Consider the following 12465-nt stretch of genomic DNA (forward strand, 5'->3'; position numbering starts at 1 on the left):
CCTGACCTATGCTTTTTCTATGAGATGGCGTAGGTTTTGAATGTATTGTTTACGCATTAATAGAAAATAAACCATCTGCGCAGCTGCGAAACCAGCAATAACTAGAAGCACCGAATGAGAAATATTCACCCTTTGCGCATACATTGATTGAAGTGATACAAACGCTACACTTGAATGAATGAGTGAAAGTGCAAAAGGAATGAAAAACAACAAACTCATCTCGGTTGTCACGACTCGATTGATCTGTTTAAATGTAAAGCCCAGCTTCCTTAAAATAATAAACCGCTCAGCGTCTCTTGGTAAATAAGTGTAAAGACGATAATAAAGAAAACTACCAGTCGCTATAAAGAAGACAATTCCGATAATCGAACCAATGAGTAATGTGGTTTGAAAAAGACTACTTGCTTGTATATAATTCAGTCCACTCGAATGAAAGCTAAACGTCGGAATGGGATTACTCCTATCCTGAATGTATGCACGTTCTAGTTGAACTTCTTTTTCATATAGATCTCGCCCTATTAACTCTGTTCTTTCCCAATCCCTAATTTTGTAGCCTACAAAGAATTGTTCATTAACGTTTTGAACCTCTTCATATATAGAATCCGATACTACTACCGGATTTACACTGATAAAGTAAGAAGTAGAAAATACCTGATAAGGGTACATATCTTCTACGACCAAGGGAGCTTGCCCTTTGAAAGTTAATGTTTCCTCTTCTCTTTCATTTTCCCATTCACGGTCATAATTAGCTAAAGGTTTGACTTGATGGTCTGTTAGATTAAGTTGGGGTAGATTTAGCTGCTTTGCTAGCTGATTAAACTCTGTCAACGAAACAAGGGTGTAATCATACGTATAATCCTCTTCCCATTCAGAGCTTTGAATGCTACCAGTCGTTTCTTTTAGAGTGAGCATGGTTTCTTGATATTCAATCTGTTTATCTCTTAGTTCTTCAGACAACTGTTGACCAACTTGAATCGCATCTTCCCGGTCCAGACTGAGATATGTCATCGCTAATGGCTGGTCAAACTCCTGATCCATTGTTGTTCCAAAGGTTGCAATGGTTCCTGTTGCACAAATGGCAATCGTTGAAATGATGGAGACCAGAAAAAAAACACGTGAATGATCCTTCAAGCGATAAATTAAATTGGACCGACTAATTAGCTTATAGCTTTTCCAATGCTTTCTAGGATTCTGTTGAAGTCTTCTCACAACGAAAACACTTAATTGAGTAAAGAAAAAATAGGTTCCTACAACCACCATCAATGTTACTGGAAAAAAACGAACAACCACTTGGTCATTTTCCGCTGTGAGAGCGAGAAGGTATCCCCCACCTATTAGGACTAGAGCAAGGACACTAAAGATAGGAGAAGCGATTGGGAACGATTCAGGCTTTTCCGTCCCCAAAAGTAACTCTCGAACCTTCGTTGTACGTACAATAAAGGACGTAAAATAAGAAATGCTTGCAAATAATAAAATAAAGACACCAACTGTTAATCCAAGTGCCTCCCAAGGCATATAAAATGGCATATGGTCCAACAAAATGACATTGCTAATAGCCATTAAAAACAGCTTTTCAAATGCTAGCCCTACACATACCCCAATTAGGATAGCCCCAAACCCGATTAAACAGCTCTCAAAAAATAGCAGCTGTCTGAGCTTTTTTTTCGTTAAACCATGCAGGACTAAAATGCCAAATTCCTGTTTTCTTGAGGTTAAAAAAGTTCCCATTGAATACAACACAAATAAAAAAGAAAACCCAAAGATTACATAAAGTGACACAGTCATGCCAATAACAGCCACATCCGTAATCAACCCTGCATCAATGCTTGGATGAAACACAAATACAGCATATACAAAAAAGACAAACACAGAAAACGCACAGCTAAGTAAAAAAGCAGAGTACGTTCGTTTGTTACGAATAATGTTACGGTAAGCGAACTGACGAAAGGTCACGATTATCTCCCCCCATCAGTGAAAGCACCTGAACGATGTTTTGGTAAAAGGATTCTCGGTGCTCTCCTTTGTACAACTCGTTAAACAGCTGACCATCCTTAATAAATAAGATCCGATCACAATAACTCGAAACCACAGGATCATGTGTCACCATGAGGATCGTTGTCTGCTCTTCCTTGTTCATTTTATGTAAAAGCTCCATCACATCAGTCGTTGCTCTGGAGTCTAAGTTACCTGTAGGTTCATCTGCCAATAAAAGCTTCGGTTTATGAATTAACGCTCGTCCAATAGCCGTGCGTTGAATTTGTCCTCCTGATAACTCGTATATTCGATTATTTAAAATCTCACGAATGCCAAGTTTATCAGCTAGTTGCCAAACTCGGTCTTGCATATCTGAAATCGAATAGCTTCCGTCAAGCGTAAGTGGCAGGACCATATTTTCTTCAACTGTTAATGTATCGAGCAGCTGAAAGTTTTGAAACACAAATCCAAGCTTTTTCGCCCGAAAGGATGCCAGCTGCTTTTCATTTAATGTATGAGGAATTTCCCCGTCCAATTGAACAGTCCCTGAAGTTGGGGAGTCAATTGTAGACATGATATTGAGAAGAGTCGTTTTCCCACTACCAGAAGGTCCCATAATCCCAACATATTCTCCATCCTTCACATCAAACGAAACGTCTTCAAGTGCACGATAAGCAACCTTTCCACTATACGTTTTGGAAACGTGGTTCACTGTTAGCATCCTACTTCCCCCTCTTAAGCCTGAACATTTGCCGCAATAAATAAAATACTGATAACCCCAATAATAAATGTAGCTGATATCACTTTAATCCCTAGACTTCCTCTCATTCCGTCCAACTCCTGTTCACTTAGTATACCCCTAGTATAAAAAGCAAACAATTCTGCGCCTATCGATTATACTTTCAAGAACCTTACATGGATGTAAGCATGGGGAGGTGAAGGTTAGAAAGTGCGCCCTGAGTTTGATGCGCGGAAGTTCCTTGGGGTGCGCGACCTCCATTCTTTCTGCGCGACTTTGGTCTCATCATGCGCGACATCCATCCTTTCTGCGCGACTCTGGTCTCGTCTCGCGCGACCTCCATTCTTTCTGCGCAACTTTCGCCTCATCATGCGCGACCTCCATCCTTCCTGCGCGACTCTGGCCTCGTCTCGCGCGACTCCCAACCTTTTTGCTCGACTCTGACCTCGTTATGCGTGACCTCCATCCTTTTTGCGCGACTCTGGCCTCGTCTCGCGCGACCCTCATCATTTCTGCGCGACTTTACCTCCATCATGCACGACATCCATCCTTCCTGCGCGACTCTGGCCTCATCATGCGCGACCTCCATCCTTTCTGCGCGACTCTGGCCTCGTCTCGCGCGACACCCATCCTTTCTGCGCGACTCTGGCCTCGTCTCGCGCGACCCCCATCCTTTTTGCGCGACTTTGCCACCATCATACATCCATCCTTCCTGCGCGACTCTTGCTCCGTACCAACCAACTCACAACAAACAAGAGCCCCAAACGCGATCGCGCTTGGAGCTCTTTATATGATCGATCTTCTTATGAAGATACTTGTACGCTAGCCATGATTACCATTCCGACGACACCAACTAGAAATACTGCTGAAATAATTTTGATTCCGAGACCGCCCTTCACGTCTTTCATTCCTCCTACTCTTATTTTCTCTCTATCTTCTCGTATGTTATGAAACTCGATTTTTGTCTAGTACTAGTATAATCAAAAATTAGTAGAAATAGTCCTACTTTTTCCATATTACTTTGTGACAATTCTGTGTCAAATAGACCTTTTTTTCTTATGATAGACATGCATGAAGATCTTTGCTAGGATAAACTGACGAACGTTCGGAAGGTGGATGATTTATGACAGCTAATGAGATAAAAAAAGCTGCTTTGTTTTCGTTTGGGCAGAATGGATTTGAAGGTGCATCACTAGCTCAAATCGCTGATGAAGTAGGTATTAAGAAACAATCGATCTATACACATTTTAAAAATAAGGATGATCTCTTTTTAACAGTTCTTGAAGACTCTTTAGAAACTGATTGGTCTTTTCTCGTAGACTGGATCGCTCAAAATCAAGAACAATCAATACATGATCTCTTAGAAGAAAATCTCTACTTATTGATTCGTCGTTTTCACGAAGAGGATAGCTATCGTTTTGGACTACGAATGTCCTTCTTCCCTCCTACTCATTTAAATGAAAAAGTCATGCAACAAGTTGCGCAGTATGAGTCTAAATTTGAGGAGGCTTTTATGCCTAGATTTCAAGCTGCTCTCTCAGAAGACTTAATAGAAATTGAAGATGCTCGATCAGGTGTCCTGGCGTACTTATCGATCGTCGATGCGATTTTTATAGAACTTGTATATGGAAACAAAGAACGCGCGCAGATGAAATTAAAGGCATCCTGGTCCATTTTTTGGCGTGGTGTTGTTAAATAATTTGAACTTATGATGGAGATGCTTACATGACTACTCAAGAAACATTCACGAATCCATTAGATACTCAACCCGTTGGAAAGATCTTTGTTAAATATCTCGTTCCTTCTCTTGTTGGGATGTTACTCATGGCATTAAACTTCGTTGCCGATGGGATTATGGTCGGAAACCGCCTTGGCCCTGTGGCGCTTGCTGGTGTTGGAATTGCCGGTCCTGTCTATACAGTATTTGTGGCGATGTCCTTATGGATCGGAATTGGCGGCGCAACCTTGTTTTCGCAAGCGATGGGAGCCAAAGATCCTAAGAAGGCACAATTTATTTTCACCCAATCATTGATTGTCATTTTTTCGGCTACACTTGTGATTGGAATTATTGCATTTATTTTTAGAGAGCCACTTGTGTATGCCCTTGGTGCAAATGAAGAGACGTACCCTTACGCTTCAGCATACCTAAATGTCATGCTCCTCTTTGGTTTTGTGTTTACTGTTGAAAATGCGACTAGCGTCTTTGTTCGAAATGATCGTAATCCGACGCTTGCAATGAGCGCATTAATCGTGACAGCTGTGACAAACGTTATTTTAAACTATATTATTTTATACGTTTTAAACTTAGGTGTAGCCGGTGCAGCGTATGGAACCATTATTTCAGCTGCTCTTGGCATTTGCGTTTTAGGCCTTCACTTTTTTAGAAAAGACAATCAATTGAAGCTAGTTAAGTTTCGCTTAAAACGACCGCTACTCGTTCAAGCCATTATGCTAGGATTTCCTAGCTTTCTTGCTGAAGTAGGCATTTCTGTTTTCACCGTTTCGCACAACGTGACATTAGAGAGGCTAGCTGGAACAGATGGGGTAGCTGCCTTTTCTGTTTTAAATTATGTACATGGTGTCATGCTTCTTATGTTCCTTGGCATGGGGTCGGCGATTCAGCCTTTAATTAGTTATTATCACGGAGGGCGCAGGCAGGATCGCAAACGTCAGACGATTAAGATCGCTTTACGTACAGCAGCCATTGCAGGTCTAGTCTTCTTCCTCATTGGTCAGCTAGGCGCCCGTCCGATCGTAAGTATCTTTGGTGATTTTGATGAAACGGTCACAAACCTAGCAACAACGGGTATTCGTTTATTCTTTTTTGCGTATTTGTTTATGGGAGCTAACTTCGTCATGATGACCTATTATCAGTCAATTGGAAATGTTAAAATGGCCACCTGGATTACGTTCGCGCGCGAAATTTTATTTATGCTCATTATTTTGTCTACACTCCCTTATGTTCTTGGAGTTCAAGGAGTTTGGCTTGCAATTCCTATCGCGGAGCTACTTGTTCTGGCGAGCATCATTTTCTATGTTCGACGTTATCCACTTGTGAGGTAAGTTGAAAAGAACGAAATTCTCTGTTTATTCTGGTACACTAAGTAAAAAAGAAGATACGGAGGACTGATTATGTCACAAGCCAAACAATTAGTCATTACACACAATTTATCAGAGGAATCTCTTCAACAAATTAAAGAAGTCGCTCCCGATTGGTCGATTCACTATGGAAAAGATCCTGAATCGTGGGAATCTAAAATGGAAGATGCAAGTGTCATCGTAGGATGGAAAAAAGAATTGAAGAAATTAAACTTCAGTCAACCAACCTCGCTAGAATGGCTTCAAACGTGGAGTGCCGGAGTAGATTATTTACCGCTCGAAGAAATGGATCAAGGTGGGATTACTGTAACAAGCGCAAATGGTGTTCATGCCTACCCAATCTCTGAAACCATCTTCGCCTTAATGCTTGGACTCACGCGCAAAATTCATTCCTATGTCCGTAACCAACAAACAAAAACATGGGAAAATGAAGGCCTAAAGCTTGAGATCCATGGCAAAACCATTGGAGTGATTGGTGTTGGTGCAATTGGTGAAGAAACAGCTAAGATTGCGAAAGCTTTCGGCATGAATGTACTTGGCCTGCGCCATTCCGGGAAAGAAAATGAGTATGTTGATACGATGTATAAAACAGATCAACTTCAGGAGATGCTTCCAGCCTGCGACTATGTTGTGGTCACACTTCCTTTAACACGTGAGACACATCAACTATTCAATAAAGACGCATTCCAAGCAATGAAGGATACAGCCTTTTTTATTAATATCGGTCGAGGCGAGATTGTGAAGGAATCGGACCTGATCGACGCCTTAACATCCGGTCAAATCGCCGGAGCCGGACTCGATGTATTTGAGAAAGAGCCCTTAGATGACGACAGTCCCCTTTGGGAAATGGACGAAGTCATCATTACGCCACATACGGCTGGAGCGACAGAGCATTATCAAGAGCGAGTCATTCAGGACATCTTTATTCCTAATCTGAAGAAATACATTGAAGGCCAAAAGCCAACGATTAATGTCGTTGATTATGCAAAGGGATATTAACATTTAAGCAAATTCGTGTAGTTCACACGGATTTGTTTTTTTTTATTGGACTAATTGCTAAGGTTTGCTATGTTTAATAATGAGGTGATTTTGTTGTATCGGATTTTAATGATCGAGGATGATCCAAAGATTTCGTCCATTTTATCAGAATATCTAACGAGATATGAATACCAAGTTGAGCTTATCAAGCAGTTTGATCAAATTAAAGATGAATTTATTAGACTCTCTCCCGATCTTGTATTGCTTGATATTAACCTGCCTTATTATGATGGCTTCTACTGGTGTAGACAAATTCGTTCAATTTCGAATGTGCCAGTTATCTTCATTTCTGCTCGCACCGATGAAATGAATCAAGTCATGGCCGTTGAAAACGGTGGGGATGATTACATAACTAAACCATTTCATTTAGATGTTGTTATAGCAAAAATGAAAAGCGTACTTCGACGAACGTATGGTGAGTATGCCCTAAACTCCTTTCAACAGCCTACGTTTGATATTTCAGGACTGTTTCTTTATCAAGAGAAACATGAAATGGCTTGGAAAGATCAAAAAGTTTCTCTGACAAATAAAGAGTATCGCTTAATACACAAACTCGCTGAAAAGGTTGAGCGAATTGTCACTAGAGATGATCTGCTAGAGGCCCTTTGGGATGACCTAGATTTCGTTGATGATAACACTCTGACTGTTAATGTAACGAGACTGCGAAAACGTTTAGCTGATATTGGCATTTATGACGCGATTCAAACGGTACGCGGTCAAGGCTACAGACTTTTAGTAAATTGGAAATCATCTTCATGAAAGCATATTTAAAAGACAATTCTAGTTTCTTACTACTCTTTTTAATTCAAACAACCGTAATCATGTTAACGACATTTCTGATCATTCATGAAGCTGGTTTAACCATTTCATTCTCAGATTTATTTTATCTGTTTATACTCTCCGTGTTCTTTATGTTGACCTGGTTAGCTATTGATTGGTTTAGAAGGCGCTATATGTTAAAACGTTTAACAAAAGCAGGACAAACTCCCTCTATCGAACGAACAACGGTTGAAGAATTAATTGAAATGAGAACTCACTCCACTGAGGCAAGGCTTTGGCAAAACATAATAAAAAAGCAGCATCTTACTTATCAACTCGCAATCAGCCAACAGGAATTAGACAGAGAACAGCACACTGAATTCGTCAACCAATGGGTTCATCATATGAAAACTCCTGTTTCTGTCATTTCCTTAATGATTCAGCAAGAAAAAGAAACAGGTCAAAACCATGCAACTGACTCTTTTTTAGACGAGCTTAATGAGGAAAATGAAAGATTTCGCCGTGGACTTGATTTAATGCTTCAACTGGCGCGTCTTGATCATTTTTCTGTTGATTTAAAATCAGAATCTATAAACCTTGGAGATCTCATACATAAAGTTATTAATGAAGAGAAGAAACAATTTATCCGTAGAAAGATCTATCCCAAGGTAGTCCTTAAAAGTGAAACGCCAATAATAGTAACGAGTGACTCAAAGTGGTTGCATGTACTAATTAATCAGCTTCTACTTAATGCATTAAAGTACTCTAAGCAACAAAAAGGCGCTTTTCTTTATTTTGACCTCTGTACACAACCAGGACAAACCACACTTAAGGTGATTGATGAGGGAATTGGAATACAACCTTACGATATTCCTCGGATTTTTCATCCGTTCTTTACTGGTGATCACGGGCGTACTCATGCTGAATCTACAGGGATGGGACTATATCTAGTAAAGCAAATTTGCGAGAAGCTTGGCCATCGAATTGAAGTAGAATCAAAGGTTGGATTGGGATCTACATTCACCCTTACCTTTAAAACGACAACCTTACATGACAATTTTGTAAGGTAATTACCTACAAATGAAAGCTAGTTCTATGGGAGCAGGATAAAGCCTTCCTTATACTACAAATAGAGAATATGAGGAGGCGCAATTATGTCGATCTTAAACGTAACAAATCTATCAAAAACATATTACCCGCAGAAAGAAGGGGTCTCTTATCAGGCGTTAAAGCACGTGAATCTTACTGTGGAAAAAGGTGAGTTCACAGCAATCATGGGACCCTCTGGAAGTGGAAAAACGACACTACTTAATCTATTAGCAACAATTGATGAACCATCATCAGGTGAGATTTTAATTAATGGAACCAATCCAGCCAACTTAAAGAATGCCAAACTTTCATTGTTTAGAAGAAGAGAGCTTGGATTTGTGTTCCAAGACTTTAATTTAATCGATACGTTAACCGTAAGAGAAAATATCTTACTTCCTCTTGCATTAGAAAAAATATCAATAAAGGAAATGGAAAGAAGGCTTGAAAATCTCGCTGACATATTAGGTATTTCAGATATTTTATCTAAACGGACATTCGAGCTTTCAGGTGGACAACAGCAACGTACATCGTGTGCAAGAGCCATAATTCATAATCCTTCGATCATTTTAGCTGATGAACCGACGGGGAACCTCGATTCAAAGTCTGCAAGACAAGTAATGAACACCCTTGCTTCTCTTAATCAAGATAAAGAGGCAACCATCCTCATGGTCACTCATGACCCAACAGCAGCAAGCTTCTGTAAGCGAGTGATCTTCATCAAAGATGGGCAACCCTTCTCTGAGATTTATAAAGGGGCAAACCAAGAAGACTTCTTCCAACGCATCCTAGATACACTTAGACTTTTGGGAGGAGATTTTCATGAAAATCAGCACTCTCGCCCGTAGAAATGTAATAGGACATCTTCAGCGTTATCTTGCATACTTCTTAAGTTGTTCCTTTGCAGTGACCATTTATTTTGCTTATGCCACTTTTACACTCCACCCGGAAGTTGTAAATGGTTCGATCCCTGCTGCAGACATTGTTCGGATAGGAATGATTGCTGCTCAATTAATAATTGTTGTCTTTTCTATCTTTTTTATAGCGTATTCCAATTCAGCTTTTCTTCAAGTAAGAGAAAAAGAATTTGGTTTATTGTCTTTATTCGGTATGACAAACAACCAACTACGAAAACTCATTTATTTGGAACAAACAATTCTTTCTCTTGCTGCGATTGGTGCAGGAATCGGATTTGGACTGTTATTTTCAAAGCTATTTTTAATGCTGATGAATTTTCTTCTAGCTGTGGAAACACCGATGCAATTTCAGATTATCCCCCGCGCTTTTATTGAAACAGGGCTATTGTTTTTAATTTTATTTCAGGCACTAACCCTCTTTGGTCTGTTTCGCTTAAAAAATCGACGCATTATTGATCTAATTCGTGCAAAGAAGAAACCAAAGCCGATGCCACTCGCTTCAAAGTGGTTAACAGTTCTGTCTATTACGACCTTAGCTCTAGGCTACACCCTTGCGGCAACGGCTAACTTGTTTAGTGCATTCTTCTTAGTCATACCTATTGTTATCCTTGTAATGATAGGAACCTATTTCTTGTTCACGCAAGGGATGCTGTCTTTATTCAAACGCCTATATGCAAATAAAAACAACTTATTTCGAGGCACTACTTTACTTACACGGACAAACATTCTGTTCCGCTTAAAAGATCATGCCAGGATGCTGTTTCTCACATCGATCATTAGTGCAGTTCTTTTAACAGCAGGCGGGACTGTATTCATGTTCTTTCAAACCTTTATCGACCAAGGGACAAAAATCGTGCCGCAAGCGATTGCTTGGGTTGAAGAGGATGCTACTCAGTATCAAGTGATTCACCCTTCAGCGGTTGAAGAGACAATCGCTTCATCTAATCAAGAAGTTGAATACACGGTTAATACATTAGCATTACCTGGCCAAATGTCACTACCTGTCCCATATTCAAACTTAATTCAAGATACAGACGTTATGATTGTTTCACAAAGTGAATTTAACAGGGTAGCTCAGCAGAAAGGGTTAGATACCATTTCACTTAACACAGATGAGATTCTCTTAAATACGCCATTCTCAACTATGGCTACAGTTCATGATGATGACCGAACAGAAACTATTCATGTAAAAGATCAAGAACTGTCTGTCCACATCGTTTCGGAGATTTTTGGAGAAGCTCTTTTCTCTTCAGCAGGACCAGCTAGCTCTATCATTGTTGTACGAGACTCTGTTTATGAAACACTTGCAGCTTCATTTAATGAATCTGAGATGCTGCGGTTAATGGGCTATGAGCTAGAGAACTGGAAGGATGCAGTAGACGTATCGAATGAAATTAAAGAACAAGTTAACCCAGCGTTTGCTTATTCATTACAAACAAGGGCTCCTGAGTATCAAATGCTTATTCAAGCATCTGCTCTGACCATTTTTATTGGGGTATTCATTAGCTTACTCTTCTTTATCGTTCAAGGGAGTATGATCTACCTTAAATTATTCACGGAAATTGAGGACACAAAGCAACAGCTTCGTTCCCTGCACCGGATTGGTATTACGAAAGAAGAATCAGCGCGCATCATTAATCGCCAGGTTCAGTTTTTGTTTTTTGTTCCATTTGTTGTTGGATCGATCCATGCAGCTTTTGCTTATGCCATGCTTGGGAGCATTCTTTCCATCCAGCTTTGGGGAAGTGGAGTGCTTGTGATAAGTATCTACTTTGTCTTCCAAGTATTTTATTACCTACTAACGAAATACGTTTACCAACGGGCTGTTTTAGCTTAGTAAATAAAAAAAGGAGAATCCTCGGCCAACCTCGGATTCTCCTTTTTTTATTTAGTTTCATCTTTACTAAAGATGCTCAGCTTCCATTTATCTGAGATCTTCTTCAACATACGAATACCTGCGATGCTATTACTGTATTTATTTAAGTCTGGTCCCATGACGCCTATTCCGAGTTTACCCGGTATAGCGGCTACGATGCTCCCTGATACGCCGCTTTTGGCTGGGATTCCAACCTCTAATGCAAATGAGCCTGACTGATCATACATGCCACATGTGGTCATAAATGCCTTTAATGTTGTTACTACATCAGGTGGTATTAATTCTTTTCCCGAATGCACACAGATTCCATGATTAGCAATAACAGCAGCCATGTTTGATAGCTCTTCGATGGTCACTTCAATCGCAGTCATCTTCCAATAAACAGGGAGCGTATCTTCAAACTCGCCCTCAATAAATCCATTATGTCGATTATAGTAAAAGAGCGCGCGATTTAAGTCCTGATCCTCTGCCTTGTACACTTCTTCGTTGTAAGATAAGTCAGGGTTACCAGTCATTTTTCTGGCTAGAGATAAGATACGCTCTATCTTTTCATCTGCATCCTTGCCTTTCATTAAGCCACACATGACGATCGCGCCTGAATTCACTAACGGATTCAGCGGCTTCTCCTTCTCCTGCATCTCCATTTGGATTAGGGAGTGATAGACGTTACCCGTTGGTGCTTTCCCTGTATACTTAAACACTTCCTCACTCCCATGATCCATTAAAGCAATTGCTAATGGAAAAAGCTTGGCAATACTTTGCAAGGAAAAACGACCTTCATAATCTCCAGCACGCACCGTTGTTCCATTAGTTGAGGTTAATGACACCGTGACTGCTCCGTGATCATTATTATCTACTGCTTCAATATAATCAGGAATCTCACCACGTCTAGCCAGCTGTTTTTCTTCTTCAATAATCTTCTCTAAGTATTCTAGGATTTCTTCTTGCATATTTTCCATGTCCGACCCTCCTCCCCT

10 protein-coding genes are annotated in these 12465 nt (G+C 40.2%); 7 read left to right on the forward strand and 3 right to left on the reverse strand.

Features of this window, described 5'->3' with window-relative positions; translation table 11 throughout:
* Positions 1 to 6 precede the first annotated feature (6 nt).
* Together JNO66_RS17320 and JNO66_RS17325 are read right to left on the reverse strand one after the other, a co-directional pair.
* On the reverse strand, positions 7 to 1953 hold the full coding sequence (locus tag JNO66_RS17320; RefSeq protein ID WP_203090411.1) for an ABC transporter permease: 1947 nt from the start codon (positions 1951 to 1953) through the stop codon (positions 7 to 9).
* Positions 1925 to 2695 (reverse strand): ABC transporter ATP-binding protein, encoded by a 771-nt coding sequence (locus tag JNO66_RS17325; RefSeq protein WP_203090412.1) that lies wholly within the window; start codon positions 2693 to 2695, stop codon positions 1925 to 1927. The genes JNO66_RS17320 and JNO66_RS17325 overlap by 29 nt, the downstream gene beginning before the upstream one ends.
* A 1141-nt stretch (positions 2696 to 3836) precedes the next feature.
* On the opposite strand from JNO66_RS17325, the gene JNO66_RS17330 reads away from it, so the two are divergent.
* The 7 genes from JNO66_RS17330 (at position 3837) to JNO66_RS17360 (ending at position 11449) form a co-directional block, all read left to right on the forward strand.
* Positions 3837 to 4412 (forward strand): TetR/AcrR family transcriptional regulator, encoded by a 576-nt coding sequence (locus JNO66_RS17330; RefSeq protein ID WP_203090413.1) that lies wholly within the window; start codon positions 3837 to 3839, stop codon positions 4410 to 4412.
* A gap of 26 nt (positions 4413 to 4438) precedes the next feature.
* Positions 4439 to 5776 carry an MATE family efflux transporter gene (locus tag JNO66_RS17335; protein ID WP_203090414.1) on the forward strand — a complete coding sequence of 446 codons (1338 nt, stop codon included), beginning with the start codon at positions 4439 to 4441 and terminating at the stop codon, positions 5774 to 5776.
* A 69-nt stretch (positions 5777 to 5845) separates the two neighbouring features.
* Positions 5846 to 6811: a D-2-hydroxyacid dehydrogenase gene (locus JNO66_RS17340; protein ID WP_203090415.1), complete on the forward strand. Its 966-nt coding sequence runs from the start codon at positions 5846 to 5848 to the stop codon at positions 6809 to 6811.
* 93 nt (positions 6812 to 6904) lie between these two features.
* The gene (locus tag JNO66_RS17345) at positions 6905 to 7609 is read left to right on the forward strand and encodes a response regulator transcription factor (protein ID WP_203090416.1); all 705 of its coding nucleotides are present in this window, start codon (positions 6905 to 6907) and stop codon (positions 7607 to 7609) included.
* Positions 7606 to 8679 (forward strand): sensor histidine kinase, encoded by a 1074-nt coding sequence (locus tag JNO66_RS17350; protein WP_203090418.1) that lies wholly within the window; start codon positions 7606 to 7608, stop codon positions 8677 to 8679. Before JNO66_RS17345 ends, JNO66_RS17350 begins: the two co-directional genes overlap by 4 nt.
* Before the next feature lie 84 nt (positions 8680 to 8763).
* Entirely contained in the window at positions 8764 to 9543 is a 780-nt protein-coding gene (locus tag JNO66_RS17355) for an ABC transporter ATP-binding protein (protein WP_203090420.1), read from the forward strand.
* Positions 9518 to 11449: an FtsX-like permease family protein gene (locus tag JNO66_RS17360; protein WP_203090422.1), complete on the forward strand. Its 1932-nt coding sequence runs from the start codon at positions 9518 to 9520 to the stop codon at positions 11447 to 11449. The genes JNO66_RS17355 and JNO66_RS17360 overlap by 26 nt, the downstream gene beginning before the upstream one ends.
* Positions 11450 to 11496: 47 nt before the next feature.
* On the opposite strand, the gene glsA is transcribed toward JNO66_RS17360, so the two are convergent.
* Entirely contained in the window at positions 11497 to 12447 is a 951-nt protein-coding gene (gene glsA / locus JNO66_RS17365; protein ID WP_203090424.1) for a glutaminase A, read from the reverse strand.
* Positions 12448 to 12465: the final 18 nt, after the last annotated feature.

This window comes from Alkalicoccobacillus gibsonii (genome assembly GCF_016798245.1).
GTDB classification, from domain to species: Bacteria; Bacillota; Bacilli; order Bacillales; family Bacillaceae_D; genus Alkalicoccobacillus; species Alkalicoccobacillus gibsonii.